Origin of the sequence: Curtobacterium sp. 22159, from assembly GCF_052045775.1 — a bacterium.
Taxonomy (GTDB): domain Bacteria; phylum Actinomycetota; class Actinomycetes; order Actinomycetales; family Microbacteriaceae; genus Curtobacterium.
Window position 1 is genome coordinate 212809 of record NZ_JBQEPN010000005.1, and the last position, 19144, is coordinate 231952.

At 72.5% G+C, this 19144-nt stretch carries 18 protein-coding genes and 1 tRNA gene; 8 read left to right on the forward strand and 11 right to left on the reverse strand.

What is annotated here, in order from left to right; translation table 11 throughout:
* Positions 1-20: 20 nt before the first annotated feature.
* The 3 genes from ACTJKO_RS08250 to ACTJKO_RS08260 form a co-directional block, all read right to left on the reverse strand.
* Positions 21-1268, reverse strand: coding sequence for an FAD-dependent oxidoreductase (locus ACTJKO_RS08250; protein WP_440687550.1), 1248 nt, complete (start codon positions 1266-1268; stop codon positions 21-23).
* 99 nt (positions 1269-1367) lie between these two features.
* Positions 1368-1835: a DUF6264 family protein gene (locus tag ACTJKO_RS08255; RefSeq protein WP_440687552.1), complete on the reverse strand. Its 468-nt coding sequence runs from the start codon at positions 1833-1835 to the stop codon at positions 1368-1370.
* A gap of 10 nt (positions 1836-1845) precedes the next feature.
* Positions 1846-2718, reverse strand: a complete 873-nt coding sequence (locus ACTJKO_RS08260; protein ID WP_440687554.1) for an HpcH/HpaI aldolase/citrate lyase family protein — start codon at positions 2716-2718, stop codon at positions 1846-1848.
* Positions 2719-2848: 130 nt separating this feature from the next.
* Between ACTJKO_RS08260 and ACTJKO_RS08265 the strand changes: the two genes are divergently transcribed.
* The 3 genes from ACTJKO_RS08265 (at position 2849) to ACTJKO_RS08275 (ending at position 7626) form a co-directional block, all read left to right on the forward strand.
* Positions 2849-6667, forward strand: a complete 3819-nt coding sequence (locus tag ACTJKO_RS08265; RefSeq protein ID WP_440687556.1) for an AAA family ATPase — start codon at positions 2849-2851, stop codon at positions 6665-6667.
* A 103-nt stretch (positions 6668-6770) separates the two neighbouring features.
* Positions 6771-7016, forward strand: coding sequence for a hypothetical protein (locus tag ACTJKO_RS08270; protein WP_440687558.1), 246 nt, complete (start codon positions 6771-6773; stop codon positions 7014-7016).
* Positions 7017-7035: 19 nt separating this feature from the next.
* Positions 7036-7626, forward strand: a complete 591-nt coding sequence (locus tag ACTJKO_RS08275; RefSeq protein ID WP_440687560.1) for a CDP-alcohol phosphatidyltransferase family protein — start codon at positions 7036-7038, stop codon at positions 7624-7626.
* 68 nt (positions 7627-7694) lie between these two features.
* Here ACTJKO_RS08275 and mscL read toward each other — a convergent pair whose 3' ends face one another.
* The 3 genes from mscL to ACTJKO_RS08290 all read right to left on the reverse strand — a co-directional run bounded on the left by mscL (position 7695) and on the right by ACTJKO_RS08290 (position 9136).
* The gene (gene mscL, locus ACTJKO_RS08280) at positions 7695-8195 is read right to left on the reverse strand and encodes a large conductance mechanosensitive channel protein MscL (RefSeq protein ID WP_440687562.1); all 501 of its coding nucleotides are present in this window, start codon (positions 8193-8195) and stop codon (positions 7695-7697) included.
* Positions 8196-8268: 73 nt separating this feature from the next.
* Entirely contained in the window at positions 8269-8550 is a 282-nt protein-coding gene (locus ACTJKO_RS08285) for an FmdB family zinc ribbon protein (RefSeq protein ID WP_440687564.1), read from the reverse strand.
* A gap of 1 nt (position 8551) precedes the next feature.
* Entirely contained in the window at positions 8552-9136 is a 585-nt protein-coding gene (locus ACTJKO_RS08290) for a 5-formyltetrahydrofolate cyclo-ligase (RefSeq protein ID WP_440687566.1), read from the reverse strand.
* Positions 9137-9252: 116 nt separating this feature from the next.
* Here ACTJKO_RS08290 and galU point away from each other — a divergent pair, with 116 nt between their 5' ends.
* The 4 genes from galU to ACTJKO_RS08310 all read left to right on the forward strand — a co-directional run bounded on the left by galU (position 9253) and on the right by ACTJKO_RS08310 (position 12281).
* On the forward strand, positions 9253-10143 hold the full coding sequence (galU, locus tag ACTJKO_RS08295) for a UTP--glucose-1-phosphate uridylyltransferase GalU (protein WP_440687568.1): 891 nt from the start codon (positions 9253-9255) through the stop codon (positions 10141-10143).
* Positions 10144-10232: 89 nt separating this feature from the next.
* The gene (locus tag ACTJKO_RS08300; protein WP_440687570.1) at positions 10233-10892 is read left to right on the forward strand and encodes a GNAT family N-acetyltransferase; all 660 of its coding nucleotides are present in this window, start codon (positions 10233-10235) and stop codon (positions 10890-10892) included.
* A 134-nt stretch (positions 10893-11026) separates the two neighbouring features.
* Positions 11027-12154 carry a hypothetical protein gene (locus ACTJKO_RS08305; RefSeq protein ID WP_440687572.1) on the forward strand — a complete coding sequence of 376 codons (1128 nt, stop codon included), beginning with the start codon at positions 11027-11029 and terminating at the stop codon, positions 12152-12154.
* Between the two features lie 51 nt (positions 12155-12205).
* A tRNA-Ala gene (locus tag ACTJKO_RS08310) sits at positions 12206-12281 on the forward strand.
* 74 nt (positions 12282-12355) lie between these two features.
* Here the strand turns inward: ACTJKO_RS08310 and ACTJKO_RS08315 are convergent.
* On the reverse strand, positions 12356-12739 hold the full coding sequence (locus ACTJKO_RS08315) for a hypothetical protein (protein WP_440687574.1): 384 nt from the start codon (positions 12737-12739) through the stop codon (positions 12356-12358).
* A 71-nt stretch (positions 12740-12810) separates the two neighbouring features.
* Between ACTJKO_RS08315 and ACTJKO_RS08320 the strand changes: the two genes are divergently transcribed.
* Positions 12811-13866, forward strand: a complete 1056-nt coding sequence (locus ACTJKO_RS08320; protein ID WP_440687576.1) for an amidase domain-containing protein — start codon at positions 12811-12813, stop codon at positions 13864-13866.
* Between the two features lie 21 nt (positions 13867-13887).
* Here the strand turns inward: ACTJKO_RS08320 and ACTJKO_RS08325 are convergent, their stop codons facing one another.
* From ACTJKO_RS08325 to ACTJKO_RS08340, 4 genes are all read right to left on the reverse strand, one after another.
* Positions 13888-15087: a hypothetical protein gene (locus ACTJKO_RS08325; protein ID WP_440687578.1), complete on the reverse strand. Its 1200-nt coding sequence runs from the start codon at positions 15085-15087 to the stop codon at positions 13888-13890.
* 53 nt (positions 15088-15140) lie between these two features.
* Positions 15141-17003: a glycoside hydrolase family 2 TIM barrel-domain containing protein gene (locus tag ACTJKO_RS08330; protein WP_440687580.1), complete on the reverse strand. Its 1863-nt coding sequence runs from the start codon at positions 17001-17003 to the stop codon at positions 15141-15143.
* 75 nt (positions 17004-17078) lie between these two features.
* Complete coding sequence (locus tag ACTJKO_RS08335; RefSeq protein WP_440687582.1) at positions 17079-17534, reverse strand: MaoC/PaaZ C-terminal domain-containing protein; 456 nt, start codon at positions 17532-17534, stop codon at positions 17079-17081.
* Between the two features lie 20 nt (positions 17535-17554).
* A complete protein-coding gene (locus ACTJKO_RS08340) occupies positions 17555-19033 on the reverse strand; it encodes a CHAD domain-containing protein (RefSeq protein WP_440687584.1) in 1479 nt (492 codons plus the stop codon).
* Positions 19034-19144 lie beyond the last annotated feature (111 nt).

Below are 19144 nucleotides of genomic sequence, written 5' to 3' on the forward strand. Positions count from 1 at the left end.
CCCCAGCATGCGCCGGACCCTCAGCGCCTCGCCCAGGCGGGGGCGTGCTCGGGGAGCGGCCCGAACGCGATGCCCCTGGCGTAGAGGCCCCGGACCGGCGGCACGTACCGGGCGAGGAGGACCGGTAGCTTCGGCGGCGCCGACCGCAGCTCGCCCGCGAACGCCCGCTCGAACACCACCCGGTGCAGCACCGCCTGCGCCGTCTGGACGAGCACGGCCGGGGGCGTCCGTCGGCGTTGCACCGCCGCGAGCGCCCCGGACAGGTCGGCACCCCGCAGCCCACGCCGGACCGCCGGCGCGAGGATCGCCGCCGTCGCGACCGCGTCCTGCACGGCCAGGTTGATGCCGACACCGCCGGCCGGGGACATCGCGTGCGCCGCGTCCCCGATGCAGAGCAGGCCCGGACGCCACCAGCGGGTCAGCCGGTCCATCCGGACGTCGAGCACGTGCACGTCGTCCATCGACCCGATGGCGTCCACCCGGCCGGCGAAGTCCGGTCGGATCCGCGCGATGCGGGCGCGGAAGGCCTCGACGCCCTCGGCGCGGAGCGCGTCGTCCGATCCCTTCGGCGCGAAGTACGCGACCTGGTGGTAGTCCGGGCGCGGGAAGCTCAGGACGACGTCGGTGCCGGAGAACGCCGGGACGAGCGCCGTCGTGGCGTCGCCGGGTTCGCGGGGGAGCCGGAACCACCAGGTGTCGAACGGCACCGGGAAGGACCGCGGTCGGAGCCCGGCGGCGGCGCGGAGCACCGAGTCGCGGCCGTCGGCGGCGACCACCACGTCGGCGCGGAGCTCCTCCGGTTCGCCGTCGCCCCGGTACGGCCGGAGGTGCACCCCGGTGACGACGCCGTTCTCCTCGATCGTCCCGGTCGCCGCGAGGCCCATCGAGATGGTGGACGTCGGTTCCTCCCGTGCAGCGGTCACGAGCATGTCGAGCAGGTCCCACTGCGGCACCATCGCGACGTGGTCGTAGGGCGGGCGGAGGCGTGAGAAGTCGCCGAGGAGGACGCGGCCACCGTCGGCGCCGGGGAGCGAGAAGTCGTCGAGTCGCGACTGCGGCAGGGCGCGGAACCGGTCGCCGAGGCCGAGTTCGTCGAGCAGCCGGATGGTCGAGGCGTGGACGGTGTCGCCGCGGAAGTCCCGGTTGAAGTCGTCGTGCTTCTCCACGACCCGGACCGCGATGCCGGCGCGGGCGAGCAGCAGGCCGAGGACGACCCCGGCGGGGCCGCCGCCGACCACCGCGACCGTCGTGCGCGAGACCGTCACCATGGTCCGGACCCTACGCGGGTCGGACGGGAGGCGCGGTGCGGCGCCGGCACGCGCCTCCTGTCCGACGCGGGTGCGGTCGACGGCGCGGGCGCCCGGTCGTCAGGCGGTCGCGGAGACCGACGACCCGGAGGGGCTGTCCGCCGCTCCGGCGAAGACCACGCCGCCCCACGTGATGACGACGATCGCCAGCACGAAGCCGATGGCGGCGATCCACCACGACGAGCGCCGTCGGATCCAGGCCCCGATCGCCAGGACGACGGTCGCGACACCGATCACGAAGGAACCGCCCACCGCGATCGCGGTCCCGCCGATGTAGCCCCCCGGCGAGCAGCCGGCCGCGGCGTCGCAGGTGGCGGTGGCGGAGATGACGGCGATGATGCCGACGACCGCGGTGACGATCGTCATGACCGCACCGAACGCGAGGAGGAGCACCGTCGAGATCCGGTCGGCGAGCTTCCCCGGCGGGAACAGCGTGGTGCCGCCCCGCTCCCACGCGGCGCGTTGTGCGTCCGAGGGGCCGGAGGGGGAGGACTGCGGCGGGCCGCCGGGGACGTTCGACCAGGTCATGGGTGCAGTCCTACCGCGCCTCGACCCCGAACGCCTGGGCGAGCCGCTGGATCTTCTGCGCGCGCCCGAGTCGCGGCAGGTCGGAGCCGTCGCGGATGACCCGGCCGCGGGCCTCGAAGTCGTCGAGGAAGTCCTGCGCCCACGCCACGTCCGTCGGGGTGGGCGAGATCACCTCGTTGATGACCGGCAGCTGCTCGGTGTCGAGGCAGAGCTTGCCGGTGAGGCCGAGTGACACGGCGACCTGCGACTGCTCGCGGAGGATCGGGTGCGACGACCCGACGGTCGGGCCGTCGATGGGGCCGGGCAGGTCGCCGACGCGCGACGCCACGACGAGCTTCGAGCGCGGGTACGCCATCGCCAGGGTGTCGGCGGAGGTGCCGGTGTCGCGACGGTAGTCACCCGAGCCGAACGCCAGTCGGAACGCGCCCTGGGCCTTCGCTATCGAGGTGGACTCCTCGATGCCCACGGCGGACTCGACGAGTGCGATGACCGGCGTGTGTCCGCCGAGTCGGTGCCACGTGTCGGTCACCTGCGCCGGCGACTCGGTCTTCGCGAGCATGACGCCCTGCAGCCCGGGGAGGCCGCGGAGCTCCTCGACGTCGTCCGCCCAGAACTCCGTGGTCACGTCGTTGATCCGCACCCAGGCCTCGCCTCCACCGGCCAGCCAGGACGCCACGGTGGTGCGCGCACCCGGCTTGGCGGCGGGGTCGACGGCGTCCTCGATGTCGAGGATGATCTGGTCGGCCCGGGACCGCTGTGCCCGCTCGAACCGGTCGGCGGCGGTGCCCGCGACGAGGAGCCACGACCGTGAGATCTCGGCGGGGACCGATCGACGCCGGTTCGGCGCTGGGGTGGGCGGAGCGGTGCGGTCGTCGATGGCCATGTCCCGTTGGTACCACATCGGGTGCCCACGGATCGCATCGCCCCGGTCCGGAAACCCCGAAACCTCGGTTCATTGCCAGAGTGCCAGCCCGCTTCCGCCTACAGTGTCGGATGTGTGGCGAGCGGACAGGGTGACCGACGGCGAGGACGACGTGAACGACGACGTCCCCGTCGAGGGCGCCGGCGCGCCCGCGGACGATCAGCGGGGGAACCAGGAAGAGACCGTCGTGACGGACGAACCCGACCGCACGCTGCGCCCCGAACTGCAGCTCACGAGTCCGCAGGCGATCAGCCTGGGTGACCCGCGCCTCCAGGCCGGCAACGCCGCGGAGCCCGTGTGGGACGTCTGGCGCAAGCAGCTGACCGGCGTCGGCGGCACGAGCCCGCTCACCCACTTCGCCGACCACCCGCGTGCACGCATCGAGCTGTCCACCACGCACCCCGGCGGCCTCGCGCAGTTCATCACCGGCAAGACCACCCTGCTCTCCAGCCTCATCCGCGACGAGGTGGCGCTCCGCGCCGCCCGGATCGCGGCGGGGCACGTCGAGGCGAAGGGCACCGAGCTCGCGACCGTGCGCGGCATCGACGCGGTGAAGCTCGGCATCGGGATGGCGGACTGGAAGCACGGCGACGAGCAGTTCCGCGGGCCGGTGCTGCTCCGTCCGCTCGCGATCCGCCGGCACGGGCGTGACTTCGAGGTCCGGCTGCTCGGCGAACCGGTGCTCAACCCGGGGCTCGCCGACGCCCTCCACGAGCAGTTCGGGGTCATCCTCGACGCCCAGTCGTTCGTCGCGCTCGCGCAGCAGGACGGCTCGTTCACCCCCAACCCGGTGATCGACCGCCTCCGTGGCCTGACCGCCCACATCCCCGGCTTCTCCGTGCACGCGCGGCTCGTGGTGTCGACGTTCGCCGAGGTCGCGACCGGCATGGCCCTCGACACCGAGGACCTGTCGCACCCGGTGCTCGACGCCCTCGCCGGCAACCCGAGCGCGAAGTGGCAGGTCGAGCAGTCCTACCACCCGGTCGAGCAGACCCCGTCGGACGAGCGCAGCCCCGAGACGGACACGCTCCTGCTCGACGCCGACGACGAGCAGGAGAACGTGATCGCGCAGATCACGGCCGGCAACTCGATCGTGGTGAAGACCCTGCCGGGCACCGGCGGGACGCAGACCATCGTGAACGCGCTGGGCGGTCTCGTCGCCGCGAACAAGCGGGTCCTCGTCGTCAGCCCGCGCCGGGCGACCCTGCGCGGCATCGCCGCCCGCTTCGCCGAGGTGCAGCTGCCCGGCGTCGCGGTGACGCCGTCGACGCTCCGCCGTGACGTCGTGCGGGCGATCGCCCGGAACGAGAAGGCCACGCGTCCGAACCTGCGCGAGGTGGACGACGCCCTGGTCCGGCTCCGCAAGGTGCTCAAGGACTACCGCGGCTCGCTGACGCGCGTCGACCCGGACTTCCGCGTCTCGGTGCTCGACTGCCTCGTCGAGCTGTCCCGGCTGTCGCTCCTGCCGGTGCCGCCGTCGACGACCGCACGTCTGTCGAAGACCTCGGTGACGAGCATGGTCGAGGGGCGCTCCCGGGTCGCCGAGACGATGGTCAGCGCGGCGAACCTCGGCGAGTTCCGCTACGGCCCGGACGACTCGCCCTGGTACGGCGCGAAGTTCTCCTCGAGCGACGGCGCGCAGCGGGCGCACAAGATCGCGAAGGACCTCGACGCCGAGGCGCTGCCCACCCTGCTCCGCCGTGCGCACGACCTCGTCGCGACGACGCACATGCGGCAGTTCACGACGATCAACGAGCTCGGCATCTACCTGCGCCTGCTCACCGAGATCCGGGACACGCTCGACCGCTTCCTGCCCGTCGTGTTCGACCGCTCGGTGTCCGAGCTCGTGGCGGCGACCGCACCCCGCGGCGAGGGCGCCCCGATGTCGTCGACGAACCGGCGCCGGCTGAAGAAGCTCGCCCGGGAGTACGTCCGTCCCGGTGTGCACGTGTCCGACCTGCACGAGGCGCTCACCCGCGTGCAGCAGCAGCGCGTGCTGTGGCAGCGGTACGTCGCCGCCGGTGTGAACCCCGAGGTGCCGACGGGCATCGCGGACGTGCAGGTGCTGTTCTCGAACGTGGTCGAGGACCTCGCACGCCTCGACGAGCCCCTGGGCCGCACGTCGCGTGACGACCAGCTCGCGAACACGCCGATCGACGAGCTCGTCCCCACGATCGCGCGCCTCGCCGAGGACTCCGACGTGCTGCACAACCTGCAGGAGCGCACCGAGCTCATGCAGACCCTCCGTGACCTGCAGCTCGAGCCGCTCATCACCGACCTGGCGAACCGGCACGTGCCGGACACCCACGTCCCCGCCGAACTCGAGCTCGCGTGGTGGCAGTCCGCGCTCGAGACGATGCTCGAGTCCGACCGCGCGCTGCTCGGTGCCGACACCGACATGCTCGACCGGGTCGAGGCGGACTTCCGACTCGTCGACGACGCGCACGCGGCCGGGGTCTCGCAGGGCCTGGCGTGGCAGCTCGCCGAGAACTGGAAGGTCGGGCTCGTCGACTGGCCGGACGAGGCGACCGCGCTCAAGACGCAGCTGAAGGAGGGCGCGATCACCTCGCGCCTCCTGCAGGACTCCGCACCGCACCTGTCCCGTTCGATCGCGCCCGTGTGGCTCGCGAGCCCGTACGAGGTCTCGCAGATCGCCGACACGATGCCGTTCGACACGGTCATCCTCGTCGACGCCGGGGCAGTCACGATCGCCGAGACCGTCGGCGCGGTGCGTCGTGCCCGCCAGACCGTCGTGTTCGGTGACCCGGTGACCCAGACGCCGTCGCCGTTCCGGATCGCCGTCGACCCGGCACACCGTGCGCTGCAGGTCGACGAGGAGACCCTCGACGCGTTCCACGCCGACTCCGCGCTGGCCAGGCTGTCGACGCTGCTGCCGACCCTGTCGCTCACCCGCTCGTACCGAGCCGGCGGCGAGGACCTCGCGGAACTCGTCAACCGTCGCTTCTACGGCGGCCGGATCGAGTCGCTGCCCTGGGCCGGCTCGTTCCTCGGGCACGGATCGATCGCACTCGACTACGTCAGCGACGGCAAGGCCGTGCCGGACCCGGAGTCCGGGGCCGTCGAGAGCGTGGACGCCGAGGTGGACCGTGTGGTCCGGCTCGTCATCGACCACGCCCGCACCCGTCCGACCGAGTCGCTGATGGTCATCACCGCCTCCGCGAAGCACGCGGTGCGGGTCGAGCAGGCCGTGCTCACCGCGGCACAGGGACACAAGGACCTCACCGAGTTCGTCATCGGGGACCGCGCCGAGCCGTTCATCGTCGCGACCCTCGAGCAGTCCGTCGCCCAGAGCCGCGACCGCGTCGTGTTCTCGATCGGGTACGGCCGGACCCCGCACGGACGCGTGCTGCGCGACTTCGGTCCGCTCGGCAAGCCGGGCGGGGAGCGTCTCCTCGCCGTCGCGATGACCCGAGCCCGTCGCTCCATGGTCATCGTCACCTGCTTCCAGCCGTCCGACATCGAGGCCGAGCGCATGGGCCACGGCACGGTCGCGCTCGCGGAGATCCTCGCCGAGGTCCGCGCCCGGACCACCGCCGAGTACGTACCGGACGACTCCGACCCGCTGCTCGTGGACCTCGCCCGTCGCCTCGAGATGCGCGGCATCCCGGTCGCGCTCGGACACCGCGGCAAGCTCGGCCTCGTCGCCGCGCACGGCGGGGTCTGCGTCACGATCGAGACGGATGCGTCGCTCGTGAAGGGGTCGCTGCGCGAGTCGCTGCGGCTCCGGCCCGAGGTGCTACGCCGGCTCGGGTGGCACTACGTGCGGGTGCACGCGTTCCAGCTGTTCTCGGACCCGGACCGGGTGGCGAACACCGTGGCCGCCGTGCTCGGCGTCGACCGCGGGGCCACGCAGGAGATCTCGATCCCCCCGATCCCCGCCCGCCGATGAGCGCGCAGGATCTCGACCCCTGCGGGTCCGGGGTCCCCGCGCGCCCGTGAGCCGCCGGGCCCACCGACCCGCGGGGCCGGTGACACCGGGGACGGACCAGCTGGTGGGCACGTGGACGCGGGCGGACGACGAGGCGCAGGTCTCGCCTCCAGTCCGTCCCGCGGAACCGGAGGAGACGTCGCCGGCGACCGCAGCGACGGTCCGGCCAGGAGGCGCGGTGCGCGCACGCAGGCGGGTCACCACCCAGCCGGTGCCGGGCAGCGACCCCGCTCCCGCACCGGAACCGGCACGGCACCGCGAGGGCGAGAACGACGACCAGCTCCGGCGGGACGTCCCCCCGCACTGGTGAGCCGGTAGCCTTGCCTGCGATGACTGACACCGCGCGGCAGCGCCCCGACTGGCAGACCTGGCCGAACCTGATCACGCTGATCCGGTTCCTGCTGATCCCGGTGTTCGTCTGGCTCGTCGTCGCCGGGCATCCCGGGTGGGCGCTCGTGTCGCTCGTCGTGCTCGGGGTGAGCGACTGGGCGGACGGGTTCATCGCCCGGAAGTTCGATCAGGGCTCGAAGCTCGGCAAGGCGCTCGACCCCGTGGCGGACCGGCTCGCGATCATCGCGATCGTGCTGTCGCTCGTGCTCACCGGACTGCTGCCGCTGTGGGTCGTGATCGTCGTCGTCGCGGTCGACCTCGTGCTGGTCGTGCTGTCGAGCGTGCTCTTCCACGGCAACCCGGACCTCGACGTGACGTGGACGGGCAAGATCCGGTCCGCGCTGCTGTTCGTCGGGCTGCCGGTGCTGCTGTTCTCCGCCGTGCACACGGTGGACGCGCACGCGCCGTGGGTCCGCGTCGTCGCGCTCGTGTTCGTGTACCTCGGCACCGTCGGACACGTGGCGGCCGGCGTGCAGTACGCGTTCGCGATGTTCCGCAAGCGCCGCGCCGTCGCCACCCCTGCGCGCTGACCCTGGCGGCCGGGTCGGTCGGCGCCGCCGCCGCCCCGGCCCGCCTGGTCTCGCGAGCGCGGCCCGCCCTAGAGCTTCGTCGAGCCGCCGATCCCCGGTCCCTCCGGCGCGGTCGACGGTGCGACGTGCGCGCCACCACCGGGGTTCCCGGGCACGCCGTTCTGCGAGCGGAGCAGGTCGCGGATCTCGAGCAGCACCTCGACGTCGGTGGGCGGGACGTCCTGCGGCGTCTGTTCCTCGTCGTTCTTCACCCGTTCGAAGGCGAGCTTCTTGAGGTGGTTCACGGGGAGGACGAGCGCGAAGTACACGACCGCCGCGACGATGACGAAGTTGATCACCGCGCCGATGATCGCGCCGAACAGCAGCTTCGCGTGGTCGCCGTCCACCGTCGGGATCTCGACGATCAACGCCTTGTCGAGGCTCGAGGCGTTGAAGACCGCGCCGATCAACGGGTTGATGAGGCTGTTCACGATCGCCGTGACGATGGCGGTGAACGCAGCACCGATCACGACTGCCACGGCCAGGTCGATGACGTTGCCGCGGAGCAGGAACTCCTTGAAGCCCTTCACGGGACTCCTTCCGGGGTCGAGGTCGGCCGCCGGTCGGCGGCGCCTCAAACCTACCGAGGAGTCCGGGCGCCGGTCAGGACGCGGCGGGCGTGCTCGGCTTCGGGGTGCTCGGCGTGGACCCGGACCCGGCGGACTCCGACTTCGCCGGGGTGCTCGAGGAGCCCTCGGCCTTCGGGGTCGCCCGGGAGTCGGTGCGGTAGAACCCGCCGCCGTTGAACGTGACCCCGACCGGGGAGAAGACCTTGCGCAGGACCCCGCCGCACACGGGGCACTCGGTGAGCGCGGCGTCGGAGAACGACTGCTTGATGTCGAAGGCGTTGCCGCACTCCGTGCAGCGGTACGAGTAGGTGGGCACCCTAGCTCCGGAAGGTGATGATGCGGGACGGCGTGATGATGCCGTCGACGGGTTCGTCGTGGGGTTCGCGCGGGACCTCGTCGAGGTACTCCGCGTCGAAGATCACAGCATAGACGGGCGGGCGGTTCGCCATCGAACCGAGGGTCTTGTCGTAGTACCCCCGGCCCCACCCCATGCGCATGCCGTCATGGCCGACCGCGGCCGCCGGGGCGAGGATCGCGTCGACGTCGTTGATGGCGAGCGGGGAGAGCACCTCGCCGACGACCTCCGGCAGGCCGGCGAGCCCCTCCGTCTCGGTGGACCCGTCGCCGACCGCCCAGTCGAGCAGCCCGTCCTCACGGGTGATGGGGAGCAGCACGCGGATGCCGTGTCCGTACGCCCAGTCCAGGAACGGCCGGACGTTCGGCTCGTCGGCGGCGGAGAGGTAGAGCGCGACGGATCGGACCTGCCGCTCCTCGGCGAAGCGCTGGAGCGTGGCGGTGAGCGCCTGGGTGTCGGCGTCGCGTTCGGTCGTGGTCCGGGTGCGCCGCCGCTGCCGGAGCTCGGCTCGCAGGGCGCGCTTCTCGTTCCCGAGATCGGCGATCATGGCCAGGAGTCTACCGAGCGGGTCTCCGTGCGGATTGCCGCTCCGGCGCGCGGGAACCCGTGTCCCCATCAAGTGCGACATGCCCCGTACAGGGGTCATCCGATACGTTTCCCCACATGGGCTTCCAGATTTCCAAGGCGGTGATCCCGGCCGCTGGGCTGGGCACGCGCTTCCTCCCCGCGACCAAGGCGATGCCGAAGGAGATGCTCCCCGTCGTCGACAAGCCGGCCATCCAGTACGTCGTGGAAGAGGCCGTCGGTGCCGGACTGACCGACGTGCTGATGATCACCGGCCGCAACAAGAACGCGCTCGAGAACCACTTCGACCACGTGTCCGAGCTCGAGGAGACCCTCAAGAAGAAGGGCGACCACGAGAAGCTGCAGAAGGTGAACCAGTCCACGGACCTCGCCGACATGCACTACGTCCGGCAGGGTGACCCGCTGGGCCTCGGCCACGCCGTGCTCCGCGCCAAGATGCACGTCGGCCGCGAGCCGTTCGCCGTGCTCCTCGGCGACGACATCATCGACGCCCGCGACCCGCTGCTCCAGCGCATGATCGAGGTCCAGGGCGAGAAGAACGCCACCGTGGTCGCGCTGCTCGAGGTCCCCGAGTCGCAGACCCACCTGTACGGCATCGCCACGGTCGAGGAGACCGACGCCGACGACGTCGTGAAGATCACCGGCCTCGTCGAGAAGCCGGCGCCGGGCGAGGCCCCGTCGAACCTCGCCATCATCGGGCGCTACGTCATCCGCCCCGAGGTCTTCGACGTCCTCGAGAAGCAGGAGCCGGGCAAGGGCGGCGAGATCCAGCTCACCGACGCGCTCATGAAGATGGCGAACGCCGAGGAATGGACGGGCGGCGTGTACGGCGTCGTCTTCCGTGGACGTCGGTACGACACCGGTGACAAACTCGACTACATCAAGGCGATCGTCCAGCTCGCCTCGGACCGCGAAGACCTCGGCCCCGACCTCAAGTCGTGGCTGAAGGAGTTCAACGCGGGCGAATGAGTCGACCCATCCCGCACGGGTCCGGAACAGCCGGGCCCGTGCGGGACACCAGCCCCGAGGACCAGTCGGGGCACCGGAGGAACGAAGCGATGACGACGATCCCGACCCTCTCGCACGGGCGGGTCACCATCCGGCCCCTCCGGCTGCGCGACACCCGTGACCTCGACTTCGCGCTCGCCACCAACCGTTCGTGGCTCCGCACGTGGGAGGCCACGAACCCGTCCGGACACGTCTCCACCGACGTCCGCGGGAGCATCCGCGCGCTCCAGGCCAACGCCCGCGCGGGCCTCGGACTGCCGTTCGCGATGGAGCTCGACGGCCGGTTCGTCGGCCAGCTGAACGTCTCCGGCATCACGTACGGCTCCCTCGCCAGCGCCTCCATCGGGTACTGGGTCGTCGAGGACGCGGCCGGCCACAACGTGACCCCGATCTCCGTCGCGATGGCCGTCGACCACTGCTTCCGCACGGTCGGCATCCACCGCATCGAGATCTGCATCCGCCCCGAGAACGCCCCGTCGCTCCGCGTCGTCGAGAAGCTCGGCTTCCGCTACGAGGGACTCCGGCGCCGGTACATCCACATCAACGGTGACTGGCGCGACCACTTCTGCTTCGCGCTCGTCGCCGAGGAGGTCCGCGAGGGCGTCCTCGAGCGCTGGGTACGCGGCCAGGTGCCACCCGGCGTCGGCACGGTCCCGCTCGCTGCACGCGACGAGGCGGCGATGCCGCTGCACACGACGCCTCGCCTCTGATCCGTCCGTCCGGGACACGCGTGGCTGCGGCACGGTCGGGAGGCGCGGCTCGCCTCCGGTGAATTCGTCGCGACACGCGCAACACGCGTCCGGCAATCACCTGCCAGGGGAACGGCCGCCCCTACCGTGTCCCCATGGCAGGTATCGGCTCCTGGGGCGGCGGCATCGTCCTGCTCATCGCGGCCGTGCTCTGGCTCGTCTACCTCATGCCGTCCTGGGCGGCCCGACGCCAGTACCTCGCCACCGAACGCAACGCGATCCGCCTGCAGCAGACGCTCCGGATCCTCGCGCAGACCGCTGAGCTGCCGGACGAGGTCCGGGTCGAGATGAACGCGAAGTCCCTCGCCGAGGCGCAGCGGGTCGCGAAGTCCGAGGAGGCCCGGCGCACCGCGATCGTCCGCGCGCACGAGGCCGCCCGCCAGCGGGAGATCACCCGACGACTCGCCGAGCAGGCGCCCGTGCTCGAACGTGCCTCGTCGGTCCCGGCGCTCACGGCGATGCGCATGCGACGCTCCCGGCTCGGTGCCACCCTGCTCGGCACGGCCGGACTCGTGGTGGCGGTCGTCGTCTTCGTGGCCGCGCCCGGGGCCTGGCTCGTCGGGATCGCCGGGCTGGTCGCCGCGGGTGGGTCCGCAGCCGTCCTCGCCCAGCTGCACCAGGTCGCGAAGGCGAGGCGCGCCCGCACCGCGGCGGTCGTGCCGGAGACGCGCCGCGCCTCCCGGGTGCCGCACGAGTGGACGGACCCGGCGCCGCCGCTGTCGACCGAACGGTCCACCCAGCCGGCGCGCGACCGGAGTTGGACCCCGAACGCCGTGCCGAAGCCGCTCTACGTCGAGCGACCGTCCGCTCCCGCTGCCGCACCGGAGTCGGCCGCCGAGCTCGCTGCACGGCTGAAGGAGCGTGTGGCGGAGGCCAAGGCGGAGGCCGAGGCCGAAGCCGCCGCGATCCGCGCGGGCGAGACCGACCCGTCGCTCGCACGCGTCTCGCGGATGCGACCGGACGTCGAGGAGGCCGCCGCGTCCCTGTCGGCGCACGACCAGGGGCGTCTCGCCGAGCGGCTCGGCCTCCGGGCGCCGGCGTCGCCCGCAGCAGCACCGTCGCAGTCGACCGCGGCCGCCGCGCCGACGGCATCGGACGAACCGGCCGCTCCGTCCGCGCCTCCCGCTCCGCCGAGCAAGTGGGCGGGGATGGGTGTGCTCGACGACGAGGCGTACCAGCAGGCTGACATCGACGCGATCCTGCGTCGGCGCCGCGCCGTCTGATCCGCCGATTTCAGGTCGGGCCGACCGGGGTGCTAGTGTGGTCGAGTCCTCGGGGCTATGGCGCAGTTGGTAGCGCGTCTCGTTCGCAATGAGAAGGTCAGGGGTTCGAATCCCCTTAGCTCCACCACGATGACGAAGGCCACCCGATCGGGTGGCCTTCGTCGTTGCCGGGCTCTCGTTCCCGTGCGCTGTCGCCCTCGCTCAGCCGGGGACGCTCTCCGTGAGCACACCCGCCTGCGTCAGGTCGGCGTGGATCGCGTTCGCCGCCTGCTCGAAGGCGCGGTTCCCGCGTGCGATGCCGATCGCACCGCCCTTGAGCGCCGACTTGCCGGACCCGCGGAGCAGGCGGGCGACGGTGCGACCGTCCGGCGTCACCATGATCTGCACGTCGAGGCGGGTGTGGAAGGTGCGGTCGTTCGCCAGGCCGCCGATGAGCAGCGTGAGGCCCATGCTGCCGCGCGTCGCACGGAGGGCGCCCTGTTCGCCGTCCTCGACGGTGTAGCCCTCCCGGGCGAGGGCACCGCGGACGCGGGCGCGGACGGATTCGGGGTCGGCTGCGACGAAGAAGTCGTGGCTCTCGGGCATCGGGTCTGATCCTCTCGACGGTGGTTCCTGCCAGTGATCATGCCGTGCCGTCACCTACTCTGGGAAGCACCATGACTGCTTCGTTGACCCGCCGGTCCCTGCTCTCCCTCGCCGGTGTCACCGGGATCGGCCTGGCGGTCGCCGCGTGCTCCGCGGGCGACGACGGACCTCGGAAGGCCACGGGGTCGTCCGGCAGCCCCACGGCGTCCGGCAGCCCCACGGCGTCCGGCGGAGGGTCCGCGAAGGCGGTCGCAGCGTCCACCAGCCCCGCCCAGGTCCCGCTCGCCGGTGGCGTCACGGTCACCGTCGCCGGTACCGGTCTGGCGGCCGTGAAGGGTGTGACGGTCGGCGGGATCGCGGCGCGTGACGTGCGCGCGACCGCGTCGAAGGTGACCTTCACCGCACCGCACCAGGCGATGTACACGGCGGGGTCCGCGGACGTCGCCCTCTTCACCGAGGCGATCGAGCCGTCGCCGTCGGCGAACCAGTCCTCGGACGGCAACGGCAGCGCCGCGAACGATGGCCAGAGCGGTGCGACGCAGGACACCGCTCCCGCCACCCCGTCCCCGACGAGCGCGCCGACGCCGAGCGCCGGGGCAGCGGTGGCGACGACGACCCTGGCGTACGCGGCACTCACCGACGTGGACCGGCAGCTCCAGTACGCGATGGCGCACTGGAAGGACTACAACCTCAGCGAGTACGGGACGATGAACCCGATCGGCGGGGACTGCGCGAACTTCGTCAGCCAGACGCTCATCGCCCGGGGGTGGAAGCAGCGGTCGGACTGGTACAACCGCGACGCCGGCGCGCAGCACAGTGCGACGTGGACGTACTGCCCGTCGATGGACCCGTGGCTGACCGCGAACGCGGCGGAGTTCGGCCTGACCCGGCGCTCCCTCGACGAGCGGGACAAGGTGCGGGTCGGCGACATCGTGTTCTACGACTGGAACGACAACGCCTCGCCGGACCACACCACCATCGTGTCCGAGGTCTTCACCGAACCGGACGGGACGATCCGCATCAAGTCGGCGAGCCACAACCAGGACGGGCCGTACCGCGACCTCGACGAGATGATCACGGTGCAGCACCCGGGCGGCACGGCCTGGTTCCACACGTTCGACGCGTAGCGCACCACGGTCGGGACGGCGTCAGGGGTAGCCGAGGAACCAGAGCAGCACGATCGCGACCGGCTGCAGGCACACCCCGACGACCAGCCACGACGACGCCCGCCGCCGGGTGCGCACGAACACGTCCGATCCGAGCAACGGCGCCATCGGCATGAGCAGCCGCGGCAGGCTCTGCTGCGGCAGGAACACCGCGACGAGGTAGAGCCCGTACGACGCGGTGAACGACAGGACGTCCACGCCGAGCGCCCGCACCGCCGGTCGGGTCCAGAACCACACCGCGCCGACCAGGACCGCCACGACGAGGACGATGCCGAGCGGCCCGAGCCACGTCCCGGCCATCCGGAACCAGGGGGTGAGCGGCGCGAAGTTCTGCCGTCCGACGAACCCCACCCACCAGGACAGTTCGGTGTCGAGGTAGGCGTTCGGGCGCCCGGTCACCGCGGACGCGATCACGGGCCACGCGAGCCCGGCCGCCGCGACGACGAGCCCGGACACCACGATCCCGACCGCGTCCCGGACCGGCAGCGCGCGCCGCTCGGTCCGCCACCGGACGACGAGGTGCACCGCGAGCGCCACCGCCAGCGCCAGGACCCCCGGCTTCGTGAACGCCGCGACCACCCCGAGCGGTGCCACCAGCCAGTAGCGCCGCCGCACCAGGGCCAACAGTGCGCCGAACAGGAGCAGGAGGAACGTGCTCTCCGCGTAGGCGACCTGCAGCAGGAAGGCGGTCGGCCCGAACGCGAACAGCGCCGTGGCCCACCGCGCCCGGTGGGAGTACCCGACGGCGAGCACGAGCCGGTACAGCAGGACGCACGCGCCGGCACCGGCGACCGTCGCGACGAGGACGCCGGCGATCCAGAACGAACCGCCGGTCAGGGGCATCACGGCCCGCGCCAGCGCCGGGAACACGGGCAGGAACGCCCACGGGTTCGGCGCCACGTGGCCGCCGGCGTCGAGCGGCAGGGTCGTCGGGTAGCCGTGCTCGGCGATCGTCCGGTAGAAGGACGCGTCCCACGAGCCGGAGAACGTGAAGAACGAGGGATCCCGCCGGTGCGACGCGAACGCCCACCCGTTCGCCGTCGCGACGACGAAGACCGTCGCGAGCAGGCCAGTGCTGACCACGCGGGAAGCCAGCCACAGCAGCAGGGGAGTGGTCCACCCGCTGCGGCGCGCCTCCAGGGCCGGCCTGGAGGCGCGCGTCGGCTCCGTCACGCTGGTCACCGCCCGATCCTCGCACGTGGGCGCGGAGCGACCGGCGCGGGATCGCCCCGCGGTCAGCGCCCGGTGACGGCCCGCCGGATCTGCTCGATCGGCACCTTCGGCGTGCGGTCGGCGTTCAGCAGGCCGTTCGTCTCCTGCATCGTGTCCGTCAGCTGCGTGTAGCAGGACCCGGCGAGGAACGAACTCGCGCGGATCGCGTCGTACAGCGCGGTGATGCGGGCGATCCAGTCGTCCCCGTCCGCTGCCGTCGTGTAGCCCCACCCGTCGTCGCGCTGCACGCCGGGCTGGTAGTTCACGCCGCCGAACTCGGTGAGCATCACGGGCTGCCCGTGGTCGACGGCGCCACCGACGAGGATGCGGCGGTCGGCCGGCCCGATGCCCTCGACGAGGGCGGTCCGTGCTGCCTCGTCCGCGTAGGTCGCGGCGAGGCGGGGCCCGTCGCCCTCGTAGTCGTGGACGGTGATGATGTCGGAGCCGACGTGCTCCCACCCGTCGTTCGAGATCACCGGGCGGGTCGGGTCGAGGGCCCGCGTGACGTCCGCGAGTGCTCGGGCGTACGCCTGCTGCGCCGGGTCGGTCGCGATGTGCTGCACGCCCCAGCTCTCGTTCGCCGGGACCCACGTGACGATCGACGGGTGCGATGCGTCGCGCTCGACCGCGTCCATCCACTCACGCACGAGCCGCTGCACCGCGCGGGGGGAGAACGCGTAGGCGCCGGGCGCCTCGCCCCACACCAGGATCCCGAGGCGGTCCGCCCAGTACAGGAAGCGGGGGTCCTCGATCTTCTGGTGGTTCCGGGCGGCGTTGAAGCCGAGCTCCTTGATGAGCTCGACCTCGCGGCGGAGGGCCTCGCGCGACGGGGCGGCGATGTGGGACTCCGGCCAGTAGCCCTGGTTGAGGACGCTCCGGACGTCGTAGCGCCGACCGTTCAGCAGGAACGCACCACCGTCCGTGCCCACCGTGCGGACGCCGAAGTAGGAGGCGACGACGTCGATCGGGTCGGACGCGTCCGCGGGCAGCAGGGTGACGGTCGCGTCGACGAGCCGGGGCGTCTCGGGGGTCCAGTGCAGTTCGTCCTCGGCCTGCCCGTTCGTCTGCCGGGCGACGGGCACGACGACGTCGAACTCGTCGGCGTGCCGGGGCAGCACGGACTCGACCGTGGCGAGGTGCTCGTCGCGCTCGTCCCACCGTGCGACGACGCGGAGGCGCTCGCCGCCCGTGGGAGCGCCGGCGGTGCGGACGGTCAGCCGGACGGTCTGGTGGTCGACGTTCGTCCAGCGGAGGGACGCGATCGACACCGTGGGCACGGCCTCGAGCCAGACCGTCTGCCAGATCCCGGTGGTCCGGCGGTACCAGATCGCGTGCGGGTCCTCGTGCCAGTCCTGCTTGCCGCGGGGCTGCGTGACGTCGTGCGGGTCGTCCTCGGCCCGGACGACGAGGGTGTGCTCGGCGTCCGGGGCGCCAGCGAGCGCCTCGGTGACGTCGAACGAGAACGGGGTGTGTCCGCCCTCGTGCTCCCCGATGAACCGTCCGTCGATCCAGAAGCGGGCGCGGTAGTCGACCGCGCCGAAGTGCAGGACGAGTCGGGGTGCCGCTTCGCCGTGGCCGGCCGCGTCGAGGTCGCTGCGCGTGATCGTCCGGGCGTACCAGACGACGGGGTGGAAGCCGGGCTCGTCGATCCCCGACGCGACCGACTCCGGCGGGAACGGGACGACGATGTCCCGCGCGTCCGGGAAGCCCGCTCGCCACGCCGGGTCGTCGCCGTCGTTCCGGAAGGACCAGGTGCCGTCGAGGTCGGCCCAGCGCGCACGGACCAGCTGGGGGCGGGGGTACGTGCCGTCCTGCCGGGAGGCGAGCGGCAGGGGCGACGAGGATGCGGTGTCAGGTGCGGCGACGGTGCCGTCGAGCGTGCTCATGCCTCCATGCTGGCGTCGTTGTACATCGTTGTAAAGAGGTGACGGGGTTTGCCAGAGCTCGACGAGCGCGTGGGATCAGCCGATGGCGGCGTCGCGCGTCAGGACCATGACGTCCATCCGTCCCTGCTGCACGACCTCGCCCCGCTGGTTCCGCAGCGACACCGTCCGTTCGACGATGCCGGTCCGTCCGGAACTCGTCAGCCGCGTGGACAGGATCTCGACCTCGCACGTCACCGTGTCCCCGATGAACACCGGAGCCGTGAACCGCCACTGGTCGATGCCGAGCAGCGCCACGGCCGACCCCTCGAAGACGCCGGTGCGGGCGATGAGCCCGAGGCAGAGCGACGTGCCCAGCAGTCCGTGCACGATCCGCTGCCCGTAGCGGGTCTTCGCGGCGAACTCGACGTCGGTGTGCACCTGGTTGTTGTCGTTCGTCCACGAGGCGAACGACACCACGTCGGCCTCCGTGATCGTGCGACCCGGGGTCGTGAAGGTCTGTCCGGCGGCGAGGTCCTCGAGGTAGTGCGGCACCCCGTCATCCTCGCAGAGCGTCAGAGCTTCGCGAGCACCTTCCTCGCCCGCACCCAGCCCCGCTCGACGACGGCGTGCTCGGTCGTCGCCAGCGCGCCGTACCCGAACGTGTCCTCGCCCCGCTCCGCCGCGCGCACCGCCAGCTGCCGGTAGGCGACCACGGCGTGGTCGGCGTCGAGCACCTCGCCCAGCGACTCCTGCACCCGCTGCAGCCGACCGAGGTACCGCTTCCCGAGGTCCGGAGCACTGCCCGCCGCCTGCAGGGCGTACCGGAGCCGGCGCGCGGCCTTCCGGACCTCGTGCAGGTCCTCCAGCCCCTCCACGCCGCCGGTGAGCCGTTTCGCGACGCGCGCCCGCTCCTTCCTGATCCGTCGCACGGCGAAGGCTGCGGCGTCGTCGTCGGCGTGGGGACCCCGCGGTGTGCGCTCGACGAGGTCGTCGAGGTGGTCCAGCGCTCGGAACCAGGTCGCCGAGCGCAGCGTTCGTCGGAGTTCCCGTGCCGCCGCCGATCGGGTGGCGTCCGCGTGCGAGCCGATCCGGTCGAGGGTGAGGGCGTCGACGTACCCCTCGGGAGCGCGGGCGGCCGACCGCAGCAGCCGGTCGCGCAGGACCTCGGCGTCACGCGCCACCCCGGCCACCCGGGCGACCTCGGCGAGCTCGGCGCGGAGGGTCTCGGTCGCACCACGGTCGAGTGCACCGCGGTAGGCCGCCAGCACGCTCCGCAGCCGGCGCAGCACCTTCCGGAGGTCGTGCACCGCCTCGCGTTCGTCGGCCCGGACGCGCGGGTCGACGGCGACGAGGTCGGCCCGCAACGACCGGAGCACCGCGCGGAGGGCGGCGGCGGCCGACCCGCGTCGAGGTCGTCCGGACGTCCCGCTCCGACGTGCCGGCGGCATCCGGGGCGCTCGTGCCGCGTCGGCGGCATCGGCCGCGGGTTCGGCCGCGTCCGCGAGTGCCCGTTCGGCCGCGCGGGCGACCGGTCCCGATCGTCCGTCGTCGCTCAGCGCCCACCACCGCGCGGACCGGAGCAGCGCGGTGTCCGGATCGCCCTCGTCCACGCGGACGTCGGCCACCTCGGCCCGGAGTCGTCCGTCGCGACCGCGGAGTTCGACGAGCACCGTGGTGGTGTCCCGCACCCGGACGGTCCGGAGTGCGCGGCCGCGGAGGAACACCTCGACCGCGTCGCGCGGCACGTCGTCCGTTCCTGCCGGTGCCGCCCCGTCCGCCGGGGGTGCCCCTCGGTCGAGGTCCCCCGTCAACGGCACGGGCCCGGCGCCCCGGTCGATCCACCACCCGGTGTCGGAGCGGAGCAGCTCGACGCCCTCGGCCGCGAGGACTCGGTCGTCCGTGTCCCAGAGCGTCTCCCGCAGCACGACGGCGTCGCGGCGACGGACGTCGTCCGCGAAGGGTTCGAGCGCGGGCAGTCGACGGTCGTCGCCGATGCGCCACGTGCAGCGGGGTCCGGTGTGGCCGAGCGGCTCCTGGTGCGTGGTCTGCATGCCGTCGAGTCTCGTCCGCGCCGGTCCGCACGTCATCGCCCCCGTCGCGTTCCGTGGACGACCGCGTCCGCCCTCAGTGCTGTGGAGGGATGATCGTCGTCGCCTCCGGAG